The following is a 26,111-nucleotide window of genomic DNA, read 5'->3' as shown; positions in this document are numbered from 1 at the left end:
TTTATTTAATAATAAATTATTTATTTTTCCTAAATCTTACTTTCTTTTGGATTTCTCCTGCTAAAAGTGGTATTACTGCTGAGCCAAGCACTACTGCAATTTCTCTTGGTCCTAAATCCATTAGTCCAAAGGCATCGTTTAACACTGGCACATAGATTACTACTAGCATCAATAAGAAAGAAAATGCTGTTGCCATTACTAATTTTTTATTTGTGAATACTCCAATTTCAAAAACAGTCTTGTCTATTGATCTTGCCGTATAGGATCTAAGAAGTTCACAAATTATTAGTGATGAAAATGCCATTGTCCTTGCGTGGTGAAGTCCTTCACCTAATCCATACCATTTTAAGCCAATAAAATATGCAAGAAGTGTTGCAACTGTTATTGCAATAGATTGAATTGCAACTGTTATTTTTATTTCTGTGTCTAGGATTGGTTCGTCAGGGTCGCGCGGTTTTTCCTTCATTATGTCAGCTTCTCCTCTTTCAACTCCAAGAGCTAAGGCTGGAAAAGAATCTGTTACAAGATTAAGCCAAAGAAGTTGAATTGGAATAAGCGGCACTGGCAAGTTCATCAATATAGAAATTAAAACTATTAACACTTCTCCCATGTTGCATGAAAGTAAATATGCCACAAATTTTTTTATATTAGAATAAATAATTCGTCCTTCTTCAACTGCATTTACAATAGTTGCAAAGTTGTCATCTGTCAAAATTACTTCCGCTGTGTTTTTAGCGACATCTGTCCCTGTAATTCCCATTGCAATGCCAATGTCTGCCTTTTTAATTGCTGGTGCGTCATTTACACCATCGCCTGTCATAGCTGCTATATGTCCATTTTGTTTCAAGGCGGTTACTATTTGAACTTTGTTTTCTGGAGAAACTCTCGTAAAGACAGATTTTTTCTTTACTATTTCTCGAAGTTCTGCTTCAGACATTTCATTTAATTCTCTACCCATTATTGCTTCATCATCTGATTTTACAATACCAAGGTCCTTTGCAATTGCAAGACCTGTTTCAAGATAATCGCCTGTGATCATAATTGGTCTTATACCTGCGCTTCTACATTCTTTTATTGCATCCTTAACTTCTGGTCTTGATGGGTCAATCATTCCAGTAAGTCCAACGAAGACCATATCCTTTTCAACAACTTCAGATGTAAGTTCACTTGGAAGAGTTTTGTGTTTTCTATAAGCATAACCTAAACATCTAAGAGCGGATCTTGCAAATTCTGAATTTTTATCTAAAACTTCTTTTTTAAGTTTATCGTCTAGTTCAACTTCTTCTCCGCCAATTAAAATTTTACTACATCTATCTAATACTACATCAGGTGCACCCTTTGTAAAAGATGTGATTTCGTCAAAAATTTTGTCATGAAAAGTTGTCATCATCTTTCTATCTGAATCAAAGGGAATTTCTTCCAGCCTATCAAATTTTTTATAAAGATTTTCTAATCCATTTCCTGCTTTTTCTGCAAAAGTAAGGAGCGCCCCTTCAGTTGGATCTCCTGTAATGGATGCTTCGCTGCCCTTCACCTTTAATTTTGCATCATTAGTAAGAGCTGCAATTGATGATAAAATTTTTAAGTTTTCATCATCTTCTATTGTAACTACCTCTTCTTTTTTAGTTACATCTCCTTCTGGTACATAGCCAGTTCCTGAAACATCATAAACATTTCCGTCGGTAAAAACTTTTACAACTGTCATTTCATTTTGCGTTAGAGTACCAGTTTTGTCGGAACAAATTACTGTAGTTGTTCCAAGAGTTTCAACTGCCAAAAGTTTTTTGACAATGGCATTTTTTTCTGCCATCTTGCCCATGCCAATTGAAAGTACAATTGTTACTATGGCAGGTAAGCCTTCAGGCACGGCTGCAACTGCAAGTGAAATTGCTGTCATAAACATATCTAGTGGATCATGTTTATATAAAAGTCCAACAGCCATTACAACTGCACAGATTACTATTACCAAAATGCCAAGAGTTTTTGAAAGTTTTGCAAGTTTTCTTTGCAAGGGTGTTTGTTCTTCTCCTACCGTTGCAATTGAAGTTGCAATCTTGCCAATCTCTGTATTGTGTCCAGTTTCAATAACTACTCCCATTCCTCTACCGTAAGTTACAATTGTTGAAGAATAAGCTAAGTTTTCTCTATCTCCAATTTCCATTTTTCCACTATATATTGCGTCATAGTGTTTCTCCACAGCAACAGATTCTCCAGTAAGTGATGATTCGTCGACTTTTAAATTTGATGATTCTATAAGCCTTAAATCTGCTGGAACAATATCTCCTGTTTCAAGGACAATAATATCTCCTGGAACTAATTTATTTGAATCAACTTCTTCATGTTCGCCATCTCTTATTACCTTTGCCTTTGGCGAAGACATCTTTTGTAGTGCTTCAATGGCTTCTTCTGCTTTTCCCTCTTGATAAATTGAAAGAAAGGCATTTACAATTACAATTGCAATGATAATTCCAGCATCAAGGGCTTCTCCTACAAAAACAGATACAATTGCTGCTGCAATTAAAATAATTATCATTGGGTCTAGGATTTGCTCCTTTAGCTTTTCTCCAAAGGATTTTTTCTTTTCTGCCTCAAGTGCATTTTCTCCATACTCTTGCAATCTGTTTTCAGCTTCTTCATGAGATAGTCCCTTCTCTTTTGTTGTCGAGAGATTTTTCAAGGTCTCATCTGGCGACTTATTATACCAATTTTTTTCCATAATTCCTCCTTATAATTTCATATAAAATAAAAAAAGAGACCGATTGTTACATCGGTCTCACATACTTAATACTAAGCTTTCCAGCCGGGCAATGCCGTAATGACGACTGAAAATTTAAAAGTTACTCCCCTAAGTGAATAAATTATATCAAATTATTTTGCCTAAAACAATCTAAGTTAATATTACCCAAAAATATTCTCTTAAATTATTTTTTTGGAACAATCTTTTCCTTTCCGCCCATATACATTTGAAGTGGTTTTGGAATTTTTACACTGCCATCTTCTTGTAGAAGATTTTCTAAGAAGGCAATTAACATTCTTGGCGGTGCAACAACTGTGTTGTTCAAAGTATGTGCAAGATATGTTCCATTTTTACCACGAAGTTTAATATTAAGTCTTCTTGCTTGTGCATCTCCAAGATTTGAACAAGATCCAACTTCAAAGTATTTATTTTGTCTTGGAGAGAAGGCTTCAACGTCAAGAGATTTTACCTTTAAATCTGCCAAGTCGCCAGAACAACATTCAAGAGTTCTTACAGGAATTTCTAATGAGCGGAAGAAGTCCACTGTATTTTGCCATAATTTTACAAACCAATCCTTTGAATCTTCGGGCTTGCAAATTACAACCATCTCTTGCTTTTCAAATTGGTGAATTCTATAAACTCCTCTTTCTTCTATTCCATGAGCTCCAACTTCTTTTCTAAAACATGGAGAATAAGAAGTTAATGCAAGTGGCATATCTTCTTCTGGAGTAATTGTATTAATAAATTTACCAATCATTGAGTGTTCTGATGTACCAATTAGATAAAGGTCTTCTCCTTCAATCTTATACATCATATTTTCCATTTCAGCAAAACTCATTACACCAGTAACAACATCTGAACGAATCATAAATGGTGGAATGTGATATTCAAATCCACGATCAATCATAAAATCTCTTGCATAGGATAAAATTGCAGAGTGAAGTCTTGCAATATCGCCCTTTAAATAATAAAATCCTGCTCCTGATGTATTTCTAGCTGACTCTAAATCAATTCCATCAAAGGTTTCCATGATATCAACATGATAGGGTACTTCGTAATCCGGTATAACTGGTTCACCAAATCTTTCGATTTCCACATTTTCACTGTCGTCTTTTCCTATTGGCACTGAATCATCAATCATTTGTGGAATAATTTGCATCCTTTTTTTAAGTTCTTCGCCAAGATCTCTTTCGACTGCTTCTAATTCTGTGATTTCCTCATTTATTTCAGCAACTCTTTTTTTAGCTTCTTCGGCTTTATCCTTTTCACCCTTTTGTATAAAGCTTCCTATTTCTTTTGAAGTTTGATTTTTTTCTGCACGAAGATTATCTCCCTTAGTTTTTGCTTCTCTAAGTTCTTCGTCGATTTTTATAACTTCATCAACTAGTGGAAGTTTCTCATCTTGGAATTTCTTTTTGATGTTTTCCTTAACTGCTTCTGGGTTTTCTCTTACAAATTTAATGTCTAACATAAATCCTCCCTTAAAATAAAAAAAGCCCCTCAATCCCTAAAGGGACGAGAGACCCGCGTTGCCACCCTAATTAACCAAATGGTTCACTTAAAAATTCATAGACTATGAGGTGGATTCATTTTAAATGTTTACAGATTTGCACCAACCACCTGCTCTCTAAAAAACTTTTTAAAATTACTATTCTCAATTATCGCCTTTTTTAGTTTTTAATATTATACCACAAGAAAAAATAAGTTCAAGTCTTTAGCGTGTAAAGTAAAGTCAACTAATTAAATAATACTATGTTAAAAGATTATAAATCAAAATATTTCTTTGTTAATAAAAATAATCGTTGATATTTTGAACCTAGTTATAAATCCTAACATTTACAATATCTTACAACCTTGTAAAATTAAATATTTAAAACAACTAATTATCATAAAAAGTTATAGTAAGATTAAAACATTTCCATTGTCATATATGTAATTTTTAGTTCATCTATTGTTTTTTATATATTTTATTAAGGCAATTATTGCCAATATTATAAGAGCAAAAATTGCAACAAAAAATCCAAAACCTATTATTAAACTTATTATAGATTTAGACACACAAGCCATAATAATCCTCCTTTATTGCATTATATCATAGAATAATCTTTCAATTTCTTACAAATTATTATTTAAGATAAAATTTTTTCTTTTTGTTATAATATGCTAGAGGTGATGAAATGAGAAAGTTTTTACTTTCACAAGGCGTTTCAGAAGATCTACTCAATGGAGTAGATGAATTTATAGAAAAACATGAATTAAATGAAGAATATAGATATAGAATTCCAAAAATTAAATATAAATACTATGGCAAAAAAACTTGGGAGAAGGCAATCGCAGCAATTTTATCTGGCGATAACATCCTTTTATCTGGACCAAAGGCAACGGGCAAAAATGTTTTAGCAGAAAATCTTGCCTATCTTTTTAAGAGACCTCTTTGGACGATTTCTCTAAACATTGCATCAGACCCTTCAAGTCTTATTGGTTCTGATACTTTTAAAAATAATGAAGTTATCCTAAAAAAAGGACCAGTCTACGAAGCTGCAGAACAAGGTGGCTTTGCAGTATTTGACGAAATAAATATGGCAAAAAACGAAGCACTCTCTGTTGTGCATTCAACTCTTGATTACAGAAGAGTTATCGATGTTTCTGGTTATGGCAGACTAAATTTAAATGATGCAACGAGATTTATAGCAACAATGAATTACGGTTACATTGGCACTCGTGATTTAAACGAAGCCTTGGTATCAAGATTTTTGGTAATTGATATGCCAACAATATCAGAAAGCGATTTGGAAAAATTGTTTAAAGAAAATACAAATTTAAATAAAAATGCAATAAAAATTTTCACAAAATTATTTTTGGACTTGCAAGAGAAATCTCTTAACTCAGAAATTTCTTCAAAGGCAATTGATCTTCGCGGACTCCTTTCTAGCATTGAACTTATGAATAAAGGATTAGACATTAGAGATTCCCTTGAACTTGGAATTGTAGATAAAACCTTTGACTCCTACGAGAGAGAAATTGTTACAGATGTAATAGACACTCTCTTTGTAAAAAATATTGAAAGAGCTGATTTATTTGAAGGATGAAAATAGACTAAAAAATATATTTTGGACTGTTTCAGATCTTTATAACTTCGATATTTTTAAATTCTCGCTAAAACCAGAGGACTCCTACGAAGCTGCAATCCTTGGCTATGCGTCGAAATATTTTTATTTTTATACAATTGATGACTTTTTCAAAAGATATATAAATAATTTAAACAATAAAAAAGATTTATGGGAAATTTCAAAACTAATTATTGAAAATATTTTTTCACATGAAATGATTTTAGAAAGACCTGGCACTTTGGATTTCAAAAAATCTCACGATGAAGAAATTTTAAAATACTTGAATAGACAAAAAATAATTTTAACAACAGAGTTAAAAATTGGATACATTAGAAAAGAAAGAGGAAAATTCCCAAAGATTCAAAAAGTTTTAGAAGAAATGTTAGATGAAATTTATGCTTTTAAAAGCTTAGACACATTTAAGTACCTAGAATTTTTAAAATATTTATTCAAAAAGTATTTTCACATTAACAAAAATCTTCCCAATGACATTGACGAAAGTTATGAGAAATTTAAAAAGGAAGCAAAGTCCAACTCTTCTTCAGATAACAATCGCCCTTACAAAAGAAAAAAATTTGTGGACAACACTTTTCTCGAAAGGTACAATATTGAATCTGCTGAGTTTACTTTCTTTAACGACGATTATAGAGATATAAATGTAAAAGAAGACAATTTTAAAAATAATTTTGGCGACCAAAATATTTACGACGCACTAGAAAAACACTATGGTATAGAAAAAATCAAAAGGCATACTGCCGATAAAATTGCGTCAAAAATCGCAACAGACATTCATAATGATATTAAAATTTATTTTCCCAGTGGCGAATTTAAAAATAAAAATTCCTACTTTGCCAAAGAAGAAAATAATAATTACCTAGAAAATTTAAAATTTTACGAAGACAACAAAATCCAAAATCAACGTGCAATTCGTGAACTTTCAAGCATAATAAAAAATTCTCTGCTAAAAGAATCTGAAGATGAAATTGCAAAATCAAATGAGGGAAAAATTATTGCCTCTGAAATTTGGAAATCAAAGGAACTTAGCGATTATAAAATTTTTAATAAAATAAATCACAAGGATTCCAACGAAATTTTTGTTGACATTCTGCTAGACTCCTCTGCATCCCAAAACAAAAGAAAAGAAATTGTAGCAACAGAAAGCTACATTATTGCAGAGGCTCTAACAAGCTTAAATATAAAAACTAGGATTTTTTCTTACAATAATTTTTACAATTATCTCGTTATAAAAAAATATAGAGATTACAATGACCCTCAAATTAAAAACATGAACATCTTTAAATATTCACCAAGTGGATCTAATAGAGATGGCCTTGCAATAAAATTTATGCGATATTTAATTTCAAAAAATTACGATGCAAGGCGATTTTTAATAATTTTAACTGACGGACTTCCCTTTGATGAAATCGACATAGGAATTGTAGGCACATCAAAAATTCCCGGTGAAAATTATAAAGATGACGAAGCAGTCATGGACACATCAAAGGAAGTGCTATTGACAAGGTTAATGGGTATAAACACCTTTGGCGTGTTTACTGGCGAAGAATCGGAAAGCTTAAATATCAAAAAAATCTATGGCAATGACTACGCCTATATTACCGATATCGCAAGATTTCACAAAGTTGTCGGCATATTTTTAAAAACTTACGCAAATAAAATAGAGTAGGCTTCATAATGGAACCTACTCCTTTTTTATTCCCTTTGCTACATTAAATCCTGCCATGACTAAAATTATTGAATAAATCAATTTTAATAATAAGCTTTCCTTCGGAATCCTAGAAAGTAAAATTGACATTAATCCAAAGATAATTACATTTAAAATAATAGCAAAAATTCTCTTCACTTTTTTATTTAAAACCTTTCTATTTATTCATAAAATGCTTACAAGCTTTTTCTATTCTGTTTAGGCCTTCAACAATGTCTTCGTAGCTACTTGCATAGGAAAATCTTATAAAGCCTTCTCCTGCAGTTCCAAATACATCGCCTGGAACTACTGCAACACATAATTCATCAAGTAAATAATTGCAAAATTCTTCTGCACTAACTCCAACTCCCTTTATGTTAATAAAGGCATAAAAAGCTCCATCAGGATTATTTAGGCTAAGTCCATCTATGGAATTAACTTTTTCAACAATGTAATCGCGTCTTCTCTTGTATTCATTCAACATTTCTTGTGAGCCTTCTCGTCCTTCTTTTAGAGCAGCAATGCCTGCGTGTTGCACAAAGGATGTTGCACAAGAAGTATTGTGTTGATGAATAATATTTAAAACTCTAATATATTCTTCTGGCGCTGCAATATACGCAAGTCGAAAACCAGTCATAGAATAAGTTTTTGAAAAACCATTAATAGTAATAGTTCTTTCTTTCATTCCATCAAAGGATGCAATAGAATAGTGTTTCTTAGTTCCGTAGACAATTTGTTCATAAATTTCATCAGAAATTACTAAAATATCTTTCTTTTTTGCAAAATCGGCAAGATTTTCTAAAGTTTCCTTTGAAAGCATAGATCCAATTGGGTTTGATGGCGTGATAATTACAATTGCCTTAGTTTTTTCTGTAACAAGTTTTTCTAATTCATCAAAATTAATTTGAAAATCATTTTCTTCTGACAAACTATATCTAACTGGCACTGCTTTCATAATATGAGCAGCATTCACATAATTTGGCCAACATGGATTTGGAATTAGGATTTCATCGCCTTCTTCTAAAATTAATGAATAAGTATCAAAAATCGCTTCAGATGCACCTGCTGTTATTAGAATTTCCTTTGCAGAATAATCTAAGTTATTATCCTCTCTTAATTTTTCAGCAACAGCTTCTCTTAATGGCATAATTCCATAATTTGAAGTATAAAAAACATCTCCATTCTCAATACTTTTTATAGTTGCATCCTTTATGACCTTTGGCGTATCAAAATCAGGTCTTCCAACTTCAAAATGGTAGATTTTTTTCCCTTCTCTTTCCATTTCAAGAGTTTTTTCGTTAATTTTTCTAATTCCAGATGGCTCTACATTATTAAATTTACTACAAATAAAATCCCTCATAACTTCCTCCTTATGAATTAATTATTTTTTCAATTATGCTACCATCCACATTGCCACCTGTGATAATTAAAACTAATTTATCTCTCTCGTCATATTTTATTTTTCCTTCTAAAATAGCTCCAAGTCCAATAGCAGAAGATGGCTCAACAATTAATTTTTCTTTATTATACAACAAATCCAAAGCTTTTTTAATACTTTTATCTTCACAAGTTACAACATCATCAACCAAATCTCTTACAATAGGAAAAACACTTTCTCCAGGTTTAACTGATAACAAGCCATCGGCAAGAGTCTCACCTCTATTAACTTCAGTTGGCTTTCCTTCCTTTAAAGAATTTGTATATCTCGCTACATTTTCTGGTTCAACACCAATTACCTTTGCCCATCTAGTTACTCCCTTAGTATACATAGCTATTCCGGAAATAAGTCCGCCGCCGCCAATAGGCACAATCATCTTCAAGTGATCCATTTTATTTAAAATTTCAACAGCAATGGTACCTTGACCTTCAGCAACATCTAAATCATCAAAGGGATGAATAAAAGTCATTCCTTCCTTTTCAGAAATTTCCTTTGCAACAACAAATCTTTTTTCCACAGTTGAAATAACAATTTCAGCTCCAAGATCTCTTATCATCTGCCTCTTTATATCAGTAGAAGTATCTGGAAGAACAATCTTCGCAGGAATCCCTAGCATCTTTGCACAAGTCGCTATTGCCTTGCCATGATTGCCACTAGAAGCAGTAACAACTCCTCTTTGTAATTCTTCATGCGAAAGTTTTCTAATTTTATTTAGCGCCCCTCTTATTTTAAAAGAATTTGTTCTTTGCATATTTTCTAACTTTGCATAAACACTTGTGCCTAAAATTTCCGAAATATAATCAAGCCTTACAAGAGGTGTGTCGTACACATAATCTCTTATTCGCTCTCTTGCCTTAATAGTTTGTTTATATCCATTTCTGTAGTCCATTTTTTTCTCCTTTATAAAACACCTTAAATTCAATCCTCTTTATTAAATTATAATATTCTATAGTAAATTTGTAAAATATAAGTGATTTAATAAATTACATTAACAAAAAAGGCCTCCTTAGAGACCTAAAGCTTTTTGAAAAAATAAAATATTAATTCTCATTCAAGAAGTTTAATGCAATTACACACATAAGAGCAGCGCCCCTATATAATATATCTTCATTTAGATAGAATTTTTTGCTATGAAGAGGATAATTCTTTTCTCCTTCTTTTCCAATTCCTACCCAATAGAATGCTCCTTTAATTTTTTGAAGATAAAAAGCAAAATCTTCGGCTGTCATTGCCGGCTTATCAATTTCTAAAAGCGAATCTTCTCCAAATAAATCGACTACACTTTTCTTTACTAATTTCGCGGAATTTTTTTCGTTCATAACAGCTGGATATCCAAATCCATAATTGTATTCACAATGTCCATGATTAACTTCAGCGATTGCTCTAGCAAGATTCCCCATATCTTTAAAGATTCTCATTCTATCTTCTTCTGAAAAAGTTCTACAAGTACCATCTATCAAAGCTTCTTCAGCCATTACATTGTATCTAGTTCCAGCAATAAATTTTCCAACGGTTAAAACAGCAGAATTCATTGGATCTGTATTTCTTGAAATTAAAGTTTGCATAGCATTTACAAATTGAGAACCCATTACTATGGCATCAACACCTTCGTGAGGTTTTGCTGCGTGAGATGATGCTCCAATAAATTTTATTGTAAAGTGATCAGAATTTGCCATCATGGCTCCTTCTTTTATTGCAATTTTTCCAAAAGGTAGATCTGGCCAAACGTGAGAGCCAAAAATAGCATCAACATCATTTAATAATCCTGATTCCAAAATTTTAGGTGCTCCTCCAATTGGTGATAACTCTTCTGCTGGTTGAAATACAAGTTTTATTTTTCCCTTTATTTTATCTTTATTGTCATTTAATAATTTTGAAGCTCCTAGAAGAAAAGTCATATGTGAGTCGTGGCCACAAGAATGCATTACATTTTTATTTTTTGACTTAAAACTTATATCCGTTTCTTCTTCCATTTCAAGTGCATCCATATCTGCCCTTAGCGCAACAACTTTTCCAGGCTCAGAACCTGTAATTTCTGCAATAATACCATGTCCACCCACTTCACTAGTGTAAGGAATTTTAAATTCATCAAGATATTTCATGATTATCTTTGAAGTTTCTAATTCATTTTGTGACGTTTCTGCGTTCATGTGAAGTTCTCTTCGAATATCTACTAATAGTTTTTGATTTTCTTCTGACTTTTTTAAAATATCTTTCATGTTAAGCCATCCTTGGTTTTAATCCATCGGGTATTGGTGAAATAAATTTTTCTCCACGAACTTTTATAAGCTCTTCTTTTGCTTTTTTAACAAGTTCAGGATTTTCAATAAAACTAATAGCGGCTCTTGCCATTACATCAGCAGCCTTTAGCATACCTTTCATTGCTATGGAAGATTTTCCTTGAGCTACTTCTTGCCATGAATGACCAGCTGTCCCAATAGCAAAACAAGCTGTAATTATCTGTGCAGTTGGTATTACATTGGAACAATCGCCAACATCTGAAGAACCCATTACTATTTCATTAGAATGCTTGTAATCTAAAATTTTGTCATATAATATATTTTCCTTTAGATAATTTAATTCAGCATTTTTGTCTTCAGCAAAGCCAATTGTATTTTCACTTTCAATATTCTCTTGAGGATAAGTTTCTCTAAATTTTCTTGCATAATTTATTTCTTCTTCTGTAAATTCAACTGGTCCTTCTTCTAAAAAAGCTTTATAAAGCTCTTCTTCAATTATAGAATTTGGAATTACATTGGAACAAGCTTTGTCAAAAATTATTTCTGGTTCAGTTTCAGTCATAAGACCTGCACCTTCAACTATTTTTTTAAATCTTTCGTAAAGTCTATTTACATATTCAGTATTTTTTGACCTAATTAGGTATAATCCTTCTGCATAGGGCTGAACTACATTTGGAGAAGCTGAACCTGGATCAATTATTGAGTAGTGAATTCTTTCAAAATCTTGCATATGTTCTCTTAAAAATTGAACTCCAATATTTACAAGTTCAAGTCCGTCAAGAGCAGATCTTCCAAGATGAGGTGATGCTGCAGCATGAGCTCCCTTCCCTCTAAATCTTACATAGACTTGTTTGTTAGCTTGTAGCGAACCAGTAAATATTGCATTTCCAGTAAAAGGATGCCACGTGATTGCGATATCAGCAACATCAAAACAGCCAGCCTTTGCCATAAATGCCTTTCCACTTCCACCTTCTTCAGCTGGACAACCAAAGTAAATTACTTTAGCTTTTAGATTATTTTTTTCTATATAATCTTTAATCTTTAAGGAAGCACCAATAGATGCAGTTCCCAAAAGATGATGACCACATCCATGACCACATTCTCCCTTTACTTTTTCTTTTCTCTCAGCCAAGTCTTCAACTTGAGAAAGACCAGATAGTGCGTCAAACTCACCCAAAATTCCAATATTTATTCCGCCTTCATCGCCAAACTCTGCGCTAAATGCAGTTGGCAAATCAGCTAGATTTTCTTTTATCTTAAATCCATATTTTTTTAAAATTTCTTTTTGAGCTTCAACAGATTTATATTCTTTCCACTTAATTTCCGCAAATTCCCAAATGTTTTTAGCAAGTTTAATAAGTTCGTCATTATATTTATCCATATCATTCTCCTTAAAGTTTTACTAGTTCAATTCATCAATCCTTTAAAAGTAATTTAGATGAAATCATTGTTGCTATTATTCCAACAACTGTTAAAACAGAAGTTAATATAAATGCAGTTCCTGGTCCTTTAGTTAATATTATGTTTAATACTAATGGCATTAAAGCAAATGTAACCGCTGAAATAATTGAGAAGGAAATTGAATAATTTCCAAGTGCAGTACTTTCGGAATCAGGGTCACAAATCTTTAATAATAATAGTCCTGTCAAAAATACACCAGTGCTCATTCCAAGAGTTGCTATCATATGTTCAAACCAATCAACTTTTAAATATCTCTTACATAAGATCATAAGGATACCTACAGTACCAATATATCCTAAGATTACCATTACCATTATTGGAACAAAATATGTGAAAACCGTCTTAAGAGGAAGTGAAGCTACAGCCCCAATAACTGCAAATTCAGTAAGTGAACCTGTTATTTTTCCCTTAACATTAGAATCAATTAAAAAATCTAAATTTAATTTTTTGATAATTGCCCAAATAACAAACATAACTAAAATTCCATATGCCCAAACTGAAATAGATTTTAGACCTGGAATATTATATTTTTTAGATAATGCTAAAATTCCATAAGCAATTAGACAACCTAAGAAAATCACTGCAGCGTGAAAAGTTACTGTATCCATAGATGCAGATTTTGTCGTTTCTCTACCAATAGAACCTTGTTTTGTTACATCTCTTTCATAACCTATTTTTACATCCTTTGGAATATCTCCTGGCTCCCTTAATATTGCAGTTTCTCCTTTTCTAGCTGCCCAGTTAATTAAAACCATACCTATTAAAATACCGCCAACAAGACCAAAAGTTGCCATTGTAACTCCTACTCCTTGAGCAGTTTCCCAATAAGGAATATTAAGTTCATTAAGCATATTTCCAAGAATGCCTGCAGTTCCGTGACCACCAGTATAACCTATACATAATTCCCAACCAAATGTGTCGTATAAATCTTGACCCATTGATCTAAATAATTCATTTGTACCAAATCCGATTGCATTTTGAAGATAATAAGTAGCAAACATTATAAAGAATAATGGTATTGCCGGCTTAAATTTTTTCACTGCATTCTTTCCACCAAGATCTAAACCAAGTGGTGTCGCCGTAACAACTGGCACAATTAAAATACCAGGAATAAGTGACCAAATTTTAATCCAATCTTCTGGTATTGGAAGTATTCCAAAACCAATAGGTCCAAGTAATAAAAGTATGAAACCACCAATTACACTTGCTGGTATAAATGTTTCTTGAAATGCTTTAACCTTTGCTCTCAGAAAAAATCCTATTAATAAAAATAGTGATAGAAAGCATACACTTTGAAATAATGTTGTAAACATAGCGCCTGTCATAATAAATCTTCCTCCTTTGAAATTTTTTCATAATTTTAACTGCTGCAACAAAAGTTCTTGAACTGTTCATCTCTAGACAAAATGTATAATCCTATGTATTATTAGTAATTGTCATTATTCTTTCACCAATTACACTCCTTGCTGGTAATACAATATCTGTGGCAAAACAAACTAATTTGTCATATGTTTTACAAAATGCCATAAAAGTTCTTGAAATCTTTGCATTTTCTTTCTTAATAGTTTGTTAAAAATGAATTTACAAAATCTAAATAGTTTTGCAATAATACAATATTTATAAGTATTTCTAATATAATTTGATATCTGACTAATTAATATTAAATTTTCATATTTGTAAATATAACCCACTACTGATAGTTTATAGAATTGCAAAAGATAAAAAATCTTTAACTATATGATATTTAGCTTTTAAAGCTAATTTAAAACAAAAAACAGTTATAAGTATACATTTACTAATTGTCAACAAAAAGTTTTCATTCTTCTTGCTTTTAGTATACCTGTATGTACTCTTTTTAATAAAAATCTGTTAAAAACCATTTCCATAATAATATTTATGTCAGACATTAATGCTCAAATAATTCTTAATGTTAAATTTATAAAAAGTTATCAAATTTAATAAATCAAGATATTTATAATTAAAGTCAACTGTCTTAAACTTATAATGAAATTAACTTTCTACTTAAAATATAAATCATGATCTTTGTACTCAAATTATTTGTACAATATTATAATAAAACCAATTATAACAAAACTAATAAACTATATAAAAATAACATAGTATTTCATTACTAAATTAATCTTATTTTGGGAAATATTTAGCTCCTTTGTTTTTTTGTTTTGAAAAGATAGACATACCAAAAAAATAATAACGAAATACTTATCAATAGATAAAATGCTTTAATTTGAAATTCATAATAAATCTATAAAATCATCTCCTTATTAATATTTATTATCTCAATAAATTTTTCCCAAAATTTTTACTAGATAATATGCTAATATTATATAGGAATTTCACTAAAATTAAAACAATATTTTACCAAAATAAATTATTAATCCATTTTAAATAATAGTTTTGCTCTTTTATCGAAATTACACTAAAGTAAAAATCTCGACTTGCGTCGAGATTGATTTATACCAAATATTTGCTTTTTAATAAGTATATTATCTTTTTAAATTTTATTTGCTTTTTAGTCTATCTATTTCCTTGTTTAAACTGTCAATTTTATTGGACATTTTTGTTATTTGTTCTTTTAAGTCCTTTACATCTTCTTTGCTTGATGGTTCTACAAAATTCATATAATCCATATTTATTTTAAATAATTCTTCTCGAAGTGTTTTTGTCTCTTCTTCTGCTTTTCTGTAAATTTCTTTAAATTTGTCTACATCAAATAATTTTTTGTATTGTTCCTTTGTTTTTTCTTCAAAGAAGTCATAAACTTCTTGCGGATCTTTCTTTTGTGCTAGTTCTTCCAAATCACTTTTATATTTTTCAAAAGTAAATTCAGAAATTTTTGCGATTTCAACATAAATATCTTTGTAATAGCTAAGGTAAACTTCAAAATACTTCATAGATTTTTCTATGAAAGCTTTTTGAAATTTCAAAACTTCTGAAGTGCTTGCAAAATAATTATTGTCGCCAAATAACTTTTCATATTCTTCCAAATTTTTTAACATTTGATTGGAAAATTTTTCCATATTTTTGAAATAATCAATTTTACCAAAAAATCCTTCAGTCATAAAAGGCATATTTCCAAATTTTGGAATCATAAAGTTAAAGTTGCCAAAAACTTTTTGGTTAAAGTTCATAATTTCTTTTGCTCTTTCTCTCATAGATTCTGGCATAAAAATATTCATATAATTTTCTTGGTATTTATTGTAACTATTAAATAGTTCTTTGGCTGCACTACTATAATCTTCCATAAATTTTCCATTTGCACTTAGCATTGGAAAATAATTTTTAAAATTATTCATAAAATCGCTGTAAACTTTACTTGGTTCTCTTAAATTATCGGCGAAAAATTTTTGAAAATTCATAAAATTTTCGAAATATGGATTAACTTCAAAAAGTCCCTTCATACTCTCGCTAAAATTACCTTGAAAAGGGTTGAGTTTTGCCACTTCGTCCATGTATTTTTTGGGGATATCATAAATATTATCCACCATTTTTTCATTTATTCTTGCCATTTCTCTAAAATAATCTTCAAGACTTAATTTTTCCTTATCATTTCTTTCATTTCCCTGATTAAAAGATTTTAATAAATTAATTTGAGCATCATATATATCTTTATATAAATTAAACATATTGGCACCTCCTTTATTGTACTATATAGTTACCACAAAAAAGACTTTCTAAACCCTAGAAAGCCTTTATCTTTAAACTAATTTTTTAATGTAATCCTTTATATTTTTATTTTTCTCTTCTAAATATTTTTCGAGATCATTTATTATCTCTGCACCTGCATTTGGATTCATAAAATTATAAGTTCCAACTTCAACTGCTGTTGCTCCTGCCATTAAAAATTCAAGTACATCTTTATAATTTGTGATTCCACCCATGCCAATTATTGGAATGTCTACTGCTCTTGCTATTTGATGAACCATTCTCAGTGCAATTGGTTTTACTGCTGCACCTGAAAGCCCTGCATAAGTATTTTTGAATACAATTTCTTCTCTATCAAAGTCGATTGCCATTCCAAGAATTGTATTTATCAGAGATAGTCCCGTTGCCCCTTCTGCTTCCACAGACTTTGCAATTCCCACAATATCGCCTGCGTTTGGAGAAAGTTTTACAAAAACTTTTTTATTTGTTACTTTCATGACTTCTCTTACAACTTTTGCTGCCGATTCTTTATCCATTCCAAAAGCCATTCCGCCTTCTTTTACATTTGGACAAGAAATATTAAGTTCAATTGCTGCAAATTCATAGTCATTTAAGATTTTTGCCGATTCAATGTATTCTTCAATGGTGTTTCCACCTAAATTTACAAAAATTTCTGTACCTAGCTTTTGCATTGAATAAATTTTTTCTTTGACAAATTCTTCAACTCCAGGATTTTCAAGTCCAATGGAATTTAAAATTCCTGAAGGCGTCTCCCAAATTCTTATACCTTCATTTCCCTTTTTTGGATGTCTCGTGATGCCCTTTGATGAAACTGCCCCAAGAATTTTTGGTTCGTAAAAAGTCTTAAATTCTTCACCGTAGCCATAGGTTCCACTTGCCATGATTATTGGATTTTTTAATTTTATGCCCGCTAAATTTATTTCCGTTCTAGAACTCAATTAAATCACTCCCGTCAAAAATAGGTCCTTCTTTACAAGATCTCTTTCTTCCCTCTTTTGTTTCGCAGCTGCAAGAAAGACATGCACCAACGCCACATCCCATTCTCTTTTCGAGAGAAACGTAAGTTTTTATATTGTGAGCTTTGGCAAGTTCCACAACTTTTTTCATCATAATTTCTGGTCCACAAGCGTAGATTAATTTATGGCTTTCAAAATTAATAATATCGGTTATAAACCCGCCCTTTTTCACTTTTATGTCGCAATTTACATCTTCAAAACACTTTTCAAGTTCAAGTTCTTCTCTCTCTCCAATGTATAGTGTAATTTTTGATTTGGGCTTTAATTTTTGAATTTCTTTAATTAAATAATGAAAAGGAGCAACTCCAACGCCACCGCCAACTAGAGCAACTTCATCGACATTTGTGTAAAAAGTGTTTCCAAAAGGACCGTATAGTTTTATGTCGTCCCCTACTTTTAATTTTTCAAGAATTTCTGTTCCAATTCCTTTTTTTTCTATTAAAAAATCTACTCCATCTGTAAAATCGTAGACAGAAATTGGCCTAGAAAGTGTTGGGTAATTTTCCCAAGCTCTTAGCATAAAAAATTGTCCTGGATAAACTTTAATATCTAAATCTGTTCTAAGTATAAAATAATTTTTACATATACTTCTATTTTCTAAAATCTTTGCCATTTTACTCTCCATAAATGGTTACTGTATCGCAATATTCGCACCTGTATTCCTTTTTATCTCTGTTGTATAAATAAAATTTGTGTCCTGCAATTTCTCTTTCGCTATTTGAAATACATCTTGGGTTTTTGCATTTTAAAACACCTTCCACAACTTCAGGCATTTCCATGCGAATTTTTTTCACTCTTTCGCCATCTTCTATGAAATTCACAGTAGTGTGAGGTGCAATAAGCCCCAAGACTGTGAAATCTAAATTGTAATCTGTTTCTATTTTTATTAAATCTTTTTTGCCCATGGAAGTAGAAAAAATATTTTGCATTAGAACAACTGCATCTGTAACTTTTTCTAACTCTAAAGCCTTGTAAAGTACATGAGCACGGCCTGCTTCAATGTGATCTAGGACAATACCTTTTTTTATTTTTGAAACATTTATCATTTTGCAGCCTCCAAAAGTTTTATAATAAGTGCCATTCTGCCATACATTCCAAATTTCGTTTGTTCAAAATAAACTGCTCTAGGATCTTTGTCCACTTCAGGTGCAATTTCATTTACTCTTGGAAGTGGGTGAAGAATTATCATGTCATCTCTTGCTGATTTTAATTTTTCTTCTGTTAGTATATAGTAGTCCTTTAATCTTTCGTATTCATCTGATGAAACAAATCTTTCCTTTTGTACCCTTGACATATAAAGAATGTCTAAATTAGGAATTACGCTCATAAGATCTCTTGTTTCATAATAATTTTCTTTGTCTATAAAATTTTTAAAGGGCTCTGGCATCTTCAATTCTTCTGGAGAAATAAATACAAATTTAACATTTTCGTAGCGATTTAAGGCTCTTACAAGGGAGTGAATTGTCCTTCCAAATTTTAAATCACCGCAAAGTCCCACAGTTAAATTGTCAAAGGACTTTTTATAATGTCTAATTGTTATTAAATCTGCCAAGGTCTGTGTCGGATGAAAATGACCTCCGTCTCCTGCATTTATTATTGGCATTTTTGTAACTACCTTTGATGCCAAAAGGGAAGCACCTTCTTTGGGATGTCTCATAGCACATATATCGGCGTAATTTTCTATTACTCTTATTGTATCAAGGAGAGTTTCGCCCTTTGTTGATGAGCTAACTCCTGCGTCAGAAAATCCAATTACTCCTCCTCCAAGTCTTAACATTGCAGTCTCAAAGGAAAGTCTAGTTCTAGTCGATGGCTCAAAAAAAAGACTGGCTAATAACTTATTTTCGCAAAAATGGGAATAGTGAATAGGATTTGCGATAATGTCATCAACCAGACTAAAAATTTCTTCGTATTCTTCAGTTGTAAAATCTAGTGGCTCTATTAAATGTTTCATCTTGACCTCCATCTAATATTTTATCCTTTTTATATTACTTCAAAAATTATAATTTGTAAAGTGTCTTGACATATATGTTATACTTGTAATAATAAAATTTAAAGGAGAAGCTATGATTTATTTAATATTTGGAAATTCAGGCTCTGGCAAGAGCACTCTTAGAGAGGAACTTACAAAAAAGGGCTTAAATAAAATAATAACTTATACCACGAGAGCTCCTCGACCAGGGGAAATTAATGGAGTAGATTACAATTTCATTGATAAATCTCAATTTAAAAAAATGGAAGAAAAAAATTTATTTATCGGTTCAACTTGCTATGCTGGAAATTTTTATTCTACATTAAAAGAAGACCTAGAAAAAAATAATAATGATTTAAGTGATTGTGTAATTGTTGTAGACAAAGAGGGAATCATTGCTATAAAAAAAGAATTTAAAAATGTTATTGCAATTTATTTAAAATGTTCCAAGGAAATTTTGAAAAAAAGAATGATTAAGAGATGTGAAGATGAAAGTGTTATAGAAAAAAGGCTCTCTGTTTTAGAAAATTTAGATGAGTATGCGGATTATATAATCGACAGCGACAAAGATATGGATATAGTTTTAGATGCTGTTTTAAAAATTATTAAAAAACATAGTGTATTAAAGTGATTTTCTTTTCCTTGACAAATGCATTCATAGTGATATTATAAATTCATAAGTTAATAAAACTCTTCAGGGCGAGGCGAAATTCCTCACCGGCGGTAAAGTCCGCGAGCGAAAGCTGAATTGGTGCAATTCCAATACCGACAGTATAGTCTGGATGAAAGAAGATTAATTTTAAAATTTTTGAGCCCTCCGTGGGCTCTTTTTTTGTAGGAGATAATATGTATATAGAAAATTTTAACGACAGCTTTTATATGCAACGTGCAATAGAGCTTGCAAAGTTGGGCATTGGTCATACAAAAACTAATCCCCTAGTCGGCTGTGTAATTGTAAAAGATGAAAAAATAATTGGAGAAGGTGCACATTTAAAGTTTGGTGAAAATCATGCAGAAATAAATGCAATAGAAGATGCAAAAAATCGTGGTGAAGACATAAAAGGTGCAACTCTATATGTAAATTTAGAACCTTGCTCTCACTTTGGAAAAACTCCACCCTGTGCAATGAGAATTGTGAAAGAAGGCATCAAGCGAGTTGTAATTGGAACCACAGACCCCTTTGAAAAAGTTTCTGGCAAGGGAATAAAAATTTTGGAAGATGCTGGAATTTTCATAACAGAAGGCGTATGTCTTGAAGAATGTCTAAGTTTAAATGAGAGATTTTTTACTTATATAAAAAAGAAAAGACCCTTTGTTGTTTTTAAATCTGGAATGTCCCTAGATGGAAAAATTGCAACTGAAAAAGGTGAATCAAAATGGATTACATCAGAATTTTCTAGGTCCTACTCCCACGAACTTCGTGGAAAACTTGACGCCATAATGGTTGGCATTGAAACAGTTATTGTAGACGACCCAATGTTAAATGTTCGTCATGGAAAATACAGAGTAAATCCAATAAGAATTATCACAGATTCAAAACTTAGGATTCCCTTAGATGCAAAGGTGCTATCAAGTGATTTAGATTCCATTGCAATAATTGCAACTACAAAAAATTTTAATAAAGAAAAATTTGAAAAACTAAAGAAAATGAAAAATGTAGAAGTTTTAATTTGCAAAGAAAAAAATAATAAAGTTGATTTAATCGACTTAATGGAAAAATTAAAGGACTACGACATCTCTTCAATCTTGCTTGAAGGTGGAAGGACTTTAGCAGCAGAAATGCTAAAAAGTAATTTAGTGGATAAATTCTATATTTTTATGGCTCCAATTTTGCTTGGCTCAAAGGGCATTCCTGCAATTGGCGATTTAAAAATTGAAAACTTAAGGGATGCAATAAAGATAAAGGACATGAAATGCGAAAAATTATTTGACGACATACTTATTACTGGAAGGTGTGATTAAAATTTTCACGGGAATAATTGAAGAAGTTGGAAAACTTAGTGATGTAAAAAAGGGAAATGACCTATACACACTAAAAATATCTTGCCAAAAAGTTTTGGAAGGCACAAAAATAGGCGACTCCATTGCAACAAATGGTGTATGTCTAACTGTTACAGAGCTTGGAAGTGATTTTTACAAGGCAGAAGTCATGGTTGAAACAATAAATTCCACAACTTTTAAAGATTTAAAAAGTGGCAAAAGTTTAAACCTAGAACGTGCACTTAGTCCATCAAAAAGGCTTGACGGTCACATAGTCCAAGGTCATGTGGATGGAGTTGGCGAAATCATAAATATTTTAAAAAGAGGTAATGAAATTGTATATAGAATAAAATTTCTTTCAGATAATTTTAAATACATTGCCGAAAAGGGTTCCATTGCCCTTGATGGCATTAGCCTAACGGTTTCAAAGATTGGCGAAAATTATTTTGAAGTTTCTATTATTCCAACGACAATAAAAGACACAAACCTTGTAAACAAAAAAATTAGCGAAAAAATAAATATTGAGACAGACATAATTGGTCGCTATGTCTACAATTTTGTAAATACAAAAAGTGAAAGCAAATTAACCAAAAATTTTTTAATAGAAAATGGATTTTAATTTAAAAGGAGAAAAAATGAAAGTTAACACAATCGAAGAAGTTGTTGAAGCTTTAAAAAATGGCGAAATAATTATCGTAACAGATGAACCCAGTAGAGAAAATGAGGGCGATATGATTCAAGCTGCAGAATTTGCTACTGGAGAAAGTTTAAACACAATGGCATCTCTTGCAAAGGGACTAATTTGTATGCCAATGTCAAAAACTTATGCTGAAAAACTTAAATTAAATCAAATGGTTGCCAATAATACTGACAATCACGAAACTGCTTTTACAGTTTCTGTGGATCATATTGACACAACAACTGGAATTTCAGCTTGGGAAAGAGCCCTTACTGCAAATAAACTAACTGAAGAAGATGCAAAACCAGAAGATTTTAGAAGACCTGGTCATATGTTTCCTTTAGTTGCAAAAAAAGATGGCATTTTCGTAAGACGAGGACACACTGAGGCAACTGTTGACCTTTTAAAAATTGCAGGTCTAAAAGAAGTTGGGCTTTGTTGCGAAATTATGCAAGATGATGGACATATGATGCGAGGCGAAGATTTATTTATGCTCGCTAAAAAATTAGACATGAAAATTACAACAACAGAAGAACTTTTACTTTATAGAAAAAGACATGAAAAAATCGTGAAAAAGGTTGCCGAAGCAAAACTTCCAACAAAGTTTGGCGACTTTATTGCACATGCTTACGTTGATAAAGTTACTGGCGAACACCACATTGCTCTAGTTAAGGGTGAAATTGGCGACGGCATGGATGTACTTACGAGAGTTCACTCAGAATGTCTAACTGGAGATTGCTTTGGCTCATCAAGATGTGATTGTGGCAATCAACTTCATCTTGCCATGAAAAAAATTGATGAAGAAGGAAGAGGAATTCTTCTTTATATGCGTCAAGAAGGTCGTGGCATTGGACTTGTAAACAAAATTAGAGCCTATGCCTTACAAGATAAAGGCATGGATACAGTAGAGGCAAACTTGGCACTTGGCTTCCCTGAAGACGCAAGAGATTATTCCACTGGTGCACAAATTTTACAAGATCTTGGTGTTAAAGAACTTAGACTTTTAACAAATAACCCTGACAAAGTTTATTCACTACAAGAATTTGGAATGATCATAAAAGAAAGAGTTCCAATTGAAATTCATTCAACTAAACATGATGAATTTTATTTGAGAACAAAAGCTGAAAAGATGAATCACATCTTATCTGAATTTAGTAAATAATATCTATTTAAAATAAAAAATTTGGAGGAAATATGAAAATTTATAGTGCAAATTTAAAATCTGAAGGAAAAAAATACGCAATAGTTTTAGCAAGATTCAACGAATTTATAGTTTCAAAATTATTAGATGGATGTATTGACGGACTAAAAAGACATGGTGTAAAGGACGAAGAAATAGATGTGATTTGGGTTCCAGGAAGTTTTGAAATTCCACTTGCAGCGAAATCTCTTGCTCTTACAAAAAAATACGATGCAGTAATTGCTCTAGGAGCAGTTATAAGAGGTGCAACAACTCACTACGAACTTGTTTCAACAGAAGTTGCAAAGGGAATTGCATCATCATCACTTGAAACTGGCGTGCCAATTATTTTTGGAGTAATCACAACAGAAAATATTGAACAAGCAATTGAAAGAGCCGGCTCAAAATCTGGCAACAAGGGCTTTGATGCAGCAACAGCAGCAATTGAAATGGCAAACTTGCTAGGTGAAATCCGTGGATAATTTAAATAAGCAAAAAGACTGTAATTTTAATGAAAGAGATGAACTGAAAAATATTAAAAGCATAATTTTTGATTTTGACGGCACCCTTCACAACACAATAAAAATTTATTATCCTGCCTTTGCATCTGGAGTTGAAATTTTAAGAGAACATGGCTTTGCAAAAGATTTTGACTTAAATGAAAAAAATGTGTCAAAATTTTTAGGAGAAAAACCAAATTTTGCCTACGAGCTTATTGCAAAGGGATCAGGCAAAAGTTTAAAAGAAGAAGTAATGAAACACGTTGGCAAAAAAATGGATGAAAATATAAAAAATGGAATTGGCGAACTTTATGATGATTCTATAAAAGTCCTTGACATACTTTCAAAAAATTATGATCTATACATTTTATCCAACTGTCGTGAATCTTATCTTGATTTAGCATTAAAAGTCTATGGTATAAAAAAATATTTCAATAAATGTTTTGCCGCAGAAACTTTTGGCTTCATATCAAAAGATGAAATAATAAAAAAGGAAAGGCATAATATAAAAGAAGAAATAATTTTTGTAGGCGATAGATATCACGACATGGAAGCTGCCAGAAAAAACAAACTTATAAGTATCTTTTGTACTTACGGGTTTGGCAGTATGGATGAAGGAAAAAAGGCAAACTACAAAATAAATTCCATTGGCGAGATTTTAAATATCTTGTAAAAAACAATCATTAAAATTAAAGTTAAAAATAATAAAAAATCTAAACCAATAGTTTACTTAAAACTAAATTCCATAAAAAAAAGAGGACTTTTGCGTCCTCCTTTTTAATTACAAACTTTTTGTTCTTGCTTTTCTTTTTGTTTTTCTTTTTCTTTTTTCTGTTCTCTACTTTCTTTCCAAAGCTCATTTGCCTTTTTATTCCAAGCTTTTGCATAAGGTGTGGTCTTAACTTGTAATTCTTCTACACTTTCAGGTGCAATCATATCTGTATTTTTCGCACCAGATTCATTTACAATTTTTGTAAGTCTTCCAGGATTTTCTAACATTGGACATGGCTTTAACAAATTTTTATTAAAAGGTTGATTGTCGTGGAATCCCATAAAAAGCGGACTCATTAGACATTCCTTGATAGTCTTTTCTCTTATATTTGAATCAGAATAGTGAATAAACACACAAGGTTCCATATCTCCTAAAGAATTTATGTGGAAATAATTTTTGCCGCCAGCGATGCAACCATTTATAAATTCGCCGTCATTTTGAAAATCAATTGTAAAAATATTTTGTGGATATTCACTTGATCTAATTTTTCTAACCTTATAGTAAACATGCTCCCTTTCTTCTGGAGTAAGTAACAAGCTCAAATCAGCATCCTTCCCAACAGGCATATAGTGGAAGTACCAAGCAAGTCTGCATCCATGATCCACAAGCATTTTTATAAATTCATCATCAGTAACATATTTATAATTTTGACTTGTATAACAAATTGAAGCACCATATAAAAGTTTATGCTTCTTCATTAAACTCATTGCCTTCATAACTTTTTGAAATACTCCATTACCTCTTCTAAGGTCAGTGGATTCTTCAGTACCCTCAACACTAAGTGCAAAAGAAAGATTTCCTGCTTTCCTTACTTCTTCACAAAATTTTTCGTCAATTAAAGTTCCATTTGTAAAAATGTGAAAGGCACTGTCATTAAATTCATTAGCAAGTTTAATGATATCATCTTTTCTAACAAGAGGTTCCCCTCCAGTTAAAATAAAAAAGTATGTACCAAGTTCATTTCCCTGTTTTACAATGCTTGCCATTTCATCATAAGTTAAATTATTTTTGTGTCCATATTCAGCAGCCCAGCAGCCAGTGCATTTTAGATTACAAGCAGAAGTTGGATCAAATAAAATTGTCCAAGGAATATTACAGTTATATTCTTTTTGCAATTTATTTCGAAGAGCATTGCCCCTGTAAGCAGCGTTATATCCCAAAGTTCTCACAGAAGTCTTTACAATATTTTCGTCGATTCCATTTACAATATCTGTCCCAAAAGAAACCCATTTTGAATTTGGATCCTTAAGTTCATCCCTCACTCTTTCCAAAGCTTTTTTTGCACTATTTTTTTCACTTGATTCAGGCATTAAATATTTGTCGAATACATTTACTATCTCCATCATTCCCTTTTGTGGATCTTTTTTTAATCTTTTATAGGCAAAATTCACAGCCATTGAAAATAATTTTTCATTTCGTCTTTCCTTAACTGCAATAGTCATCTTAATACCTCCCATAATTACAAAAATCAAAATGCTTGATAGTGAGCTGTAGTATTAAATATCTTAAGATGTTATTTTTAAATTTTCTGAACGTTGTTCATTTGATATCTATATTCTACTACAAATTTAGTGAAATTAAAAGATGTTTATAATATTTATTTAAAATATTATAAAAGTAAAGTATAGGCTTAAATTTAG

The 26,111-nt window shown here is 31.4% G+C and carries 23 protein-coding genes, 1 riboswitch and 1 other annotated feature; of the genes, 8 read left to right on the top strand and 15 right to left on the bottom strand.

Annotated features, from left to right (window positions below; genetic code table 11):
- Positions 1-16: 16 nt before the first annotated feature.
- From ACQRC6_RS05845 to ACQRC6_RS05835, 3 genes are all read right to left on the bottom strand, one after another.
- A complete protein-coding gene (locus tag ACQRC6_RS05845; RefSeq protein WP_427848131.1) occupies positions 17-2,716 on the bottom strand; it encodes a calcium-translocating P-type ATPase, SERCA-type in 2,700 nt (899 codons plus the stop codon).
- 205 nt (positions 2,717-2,921) lie between these two features.
- The gene (gene serS / locus ACQRC6_RS05840) at positions 2,922-4,208 is read right to left on the bottom strand and encodes a serine--tRNA ligase (RefSeq protein WP_427848130.1); all 1,287 of its coding nucleotides are present in this window, start codon (positions 4,206-4,208) and stop codon (positions 2,922-2,924) included.
- A 37-nt stretch (positions 4,209-4,245) separates the two neighbouring features.
- Positions 4,246-4,408 (bottom strand) — a binding site (T-box leader).
- A 273-nt stretch (positions 4,409-4,681) separates the two neighbouring features.
- Positions 4,682-4,804 (bottom strand): hypothetical protein, encoded by a 123-nt coding sequence (locus tag ACQRC6_RS05835; protein ID WP_427848129.1) that lies wholly within the window; start codon positions 4,802-4,804, stop codon positions 4,682-4,684.
- A gap of 110 nt (positions 4,805-4,914) precedes the next feature.
- On the opposite strand from ACQRC6_RS05835, the gene ACQRC6_RS05830 reads away from it, so the two are divergent.
- Entirely contained in the window at positions 4,915-5,826 is a 912-nt protein-coding gene (locus tag ACQRC6_RS05830) for an AAA family ATPase (protein WP_427848128.1), read from the top strand.
- On the top strand, positions 5,816-7,531 hold the full coding sequence (locus ACQRC6_RS05825; protein WP_427848127.1) for a hypothetical protein: 1,716 nt from the start codon (positions 5,816-5,818) through the stop codon (positions 7,529-7,531). Before ACQRC6_RS05830 ends, ACQRC6_RS05825 begins: the two co-directional genes overlap by 11 nt.
- Before the next feature lie 15 nt (positions 7,532-7,546).
- Here ACQRC6_RS05825 and ACQRC6_RS05820 read toward each other — a convergent pair whose 3' ends face one another.
- The 11 genes from ACQRC6_RS05820 to pyrB all read right to left on the bottom strand — a co-directional run bounded on the left by ACQRC6_RS05820 (position 7,547) and on the right by pyrB (position 19,342).
- Positions 7,547-7,708 carry a hypothetical protein gene (locus ACQRC6_RS05820; protein ID WP_427848126.1) on the bottom strand — a complete coding sequence of 54 codons (162 nt, stop codon included), beginning with the start codon at positions 7,706-7,708 and terminating at the stop codon, positions 7,547-7,549.
- A 19-nt stretch (positions 7,709-7,727) separates the two neighbouring features.
- Positions 7,728-8,909 carry a pyridoxal phosphate-dependent aminotransferase gene (locus tag ACQRC6_RS05815; protein ID WP_427848125.1) on the bottom strand — a complete coding sequence of 394 codons (1,182 nt, stop codon included), beginning with the start codon at positions 8,907-8,909 and terminating at the stop codon, positions 7,728-7,730.
- Positions 8,910-8,919: 10 nt separating this feature from the next.
- Positions 8,920-9,876, bottom strand: coding sequence for a threonine ammonia-lyase (locus ACQRC6_RS05810; RefSeq protein ID WP_427848124.1), 957 nt, complete (start codon positions 9,874-9,876; stop codon positions 8,920-8,922).
- Positions 9,877-10,027: 151 nt separating this feature from the next.
- Entirely contained in the window at positions 10,028-11,206 is a 1,179-nt protein-coding gene (locus ACQRC6_RS05805; RefSeq protein ID WP_427848123.1) for a M20 metallopeptidase family protein, read from the bottom strand.
- A 1-nt stretch (position 11,207) separates the two neighbouring features.
- Positions 11,208-12,608, bottom strand: coding sequence for an amidohydrolase (locus ACQRC6_RS05800; protein WP_427848122.1), 1,401 nt, complete (start codon positions 12,606-12,608; stop codon positions 11,208-11,210).
- 34 nt (positions 12,609-12,642) lie between these two features.
- Positions 12,643-14,013, bottom strand: a complete 1,371-nt coding sequence (locus tag ACQRC6_RS05795) for a sodium/glutamate symporter (protein WP_427848121.1) — start codon at positions 14,011-14,013, stop codon at positions 12,643-12,645.
- 1,194 nt (positions 14,014-15,207) lie between these two features.
- The gene (locus tag ACQRC6_RS05790; RefSeq protein WP_427848120.1) at positions 15,208-16,332 is read right to left on the bottom strand and encodes a hypothetical protein; all 1,125 of its coding nucleotides are present in this window, start codon (positions 16,330-16,332) and stop codon (positions 15,208-15,210) included.
- Positions 16,333-16,404: 72 nt separating this feature from the next.
- On the bottom strand, positions 16,405-17,310 hold the full coding sequence (locus ACQRC6_RS05785; protein WP_293557720.1) for a dihydroorotate dehydrogenase: 906 nt from the start codon (positions 17,308-17,310) through the stop codon (positions 16,405-16,407).
- Complete coding sequence (locus ACQRC6_RS05780) at positions 17,300-18,001, bottom strand: dihydroorotate dehydrogenase electron transfer subunit (protein ID WP_427848119.1); 702 nt, start codon at positions 17,999-18,001, stop codon at positions 17,300-17,302. The genes ACQRC6_RS05785 and ACQRC6_RS05780 overlap by 11 nt, the downstream gene beginning before the upstream one ends.
- A gap of 1 nt (position 18,002) precedes the next feature.
- The gene (locus ACQRC6_RS05775) at positions 18,003-18,434 is read right to left on the bottom strand and encodes an aspartate carbamoyltransferase regulatory subunit (protein ID WP_427848118.1); all 432 of its coding nucleotides are present in this window, start codon (positions 18,432-18,434) and stop codon (positions 18,003-18,005) included.
- On the bottom strand, positions 18,431-19,342 hold the full coding sequence (gene pyrB / locus ACQRC6_RS05770) for an aspartate carbamoyltransferase (protein ID WP_293557725.1): 912 nt from the start codon (positions 19,340-19,342) through the stop codon (positions 18,431-18,433). The genes ACQRC6_RS05775 and pyrB overlap by 4 nt, the downstream gene beginning before the upstream one ends.
- A 112-nt stretch (positions 19,343-19,454) precedes the next feature.
- Here pyrB and ACQRC6_RS05765 point away from each other — a divergent pair, with 112 nt between their 5' ends.
- The 6 genes from ACQRC6_RS05765 to ACQRC6_RS05740 all read left to right on the top strand — a co-directional run bounded on the left by ACQRC6_RS05765 (position 19,455) and on the right by ACQRC6_RS05740 (position 24,372).
- Positions 19,455-19,991 (top strand): guanylate kinase, encoded by a 537-nt coding sequence (locus tag ACQRC6_RS05765; RefSeq protein WP_427848117.1) that lies wholly within the window; start codon positions 19,455-19,457, stop codon positions 19,989-19,991.
- 55 nt (positions 19,992-20,046) lie between these two features.
- Positions 20,047-20,158, top strand: a riboswitch (FMN riboswitch).
- 48 nt (positions 20,159-20,206) lie between these two features.
- Positions 20,207-21,322, top strand: a complete 1,116-nt coding sequence (gene ribD, locus ACQRC6_RS05760; protein WP_427848116.1) for a bifunctional diaminohydroxyphosphoribosylaminopyrimidine deaminase/5-amino-6-(5-phosphoribosylamino)uracil reductase RibD — start codon at positions 20,207-20,209, stop codon at positions 21,320-21,322.
- The gene (locus tag ACQRC6_RS05755) at positions 21,315-21,959 is read left to right on the top strand and encodes a riboflavin synthase (protein WP_427848115.1); all 645 of its coding nucleotides are present in this window, start codon (positions 21,315-21,317) and stop codon (positions 21,957-21,959) included. The genes ribD and ACQRC6_RS05755 overlap by 8 nt, the downstream gene beginning before the upstream one ends.
- Positions 21,960-21,975: 16 nt before the next feature.
- On the top strand, positions 21,976-23,181 hold the full coding sequence (locus ACQRC6_RS05750) for a bifunctional 3,4-dihydroxy-2-butanone-4-phosphate synthase/GTP cyclohydrolase II (protein ID WP_427848114.1): 1,206 nt from the start codon (positions 21,976-21,978) through the stop codon (positions 23,179-23,181).
- A gap of 32 nt (positions 23,182-23,213) precedes the next feature.
- On the top strand, positions 23,214-23,681 hold the full coding sequence (gene ribH, locus ACQRC6_RS05745; RefSeq protein WP_293557733.1) for a 6,7-dimethyl-8-ribityllumazine synthase: 468 nt from the start codon (positions 23,214-23,216) through the stop codon (positions 23,679-23,681).
- Positions 23,674-24,372: an HAD family hydrolase gene (locus tag ACQRC6_RS05740; RefSeq protein ID WP_427848113.1), complete on the top strand. Its 699-nt coding sequence runs from the start codon at positions 23,674-23,676 to the stop codon at positions 24,370-24,372. Before ribH ends, ACQRC6_RS05740 begins: the two co-directional genes overlap by 8 nt.
- Before the next feature lie 104 nt (positions 24,373-24,476).
- Here the strand turns inward: ACQRC6_RS05740 and ACQRC6_RS05735 are convergent, their stop codons facing one another.
- Positions 24,477-25,913: a radical SAM protein gene (locus ACQRC6_RS05735; RefSeq protein WP_427848112.1), complete on the bottom strand. Its 1,437-nt coding sequence runs from the start codon at positions 25,911-25,913 to the stop codon at positions 24,477-24,479.
- Positions 25,914-26,111 lie beyond the last annotated feature (198 nt).

Origin of the sequence: Peptoniphilus sp. SGI.035 (genome assembly GCF_050315115.1) — a bacterium.
Taxonomy (GTDB): domain Bacteria; phylum Bacillota; class Clostridia; order Tissierellales; family Peptoniphilaceae; genus Peptoniphilus_A.
This window is presented reverse-complemented; position numbering and strand designations above follow the sequence as displayed.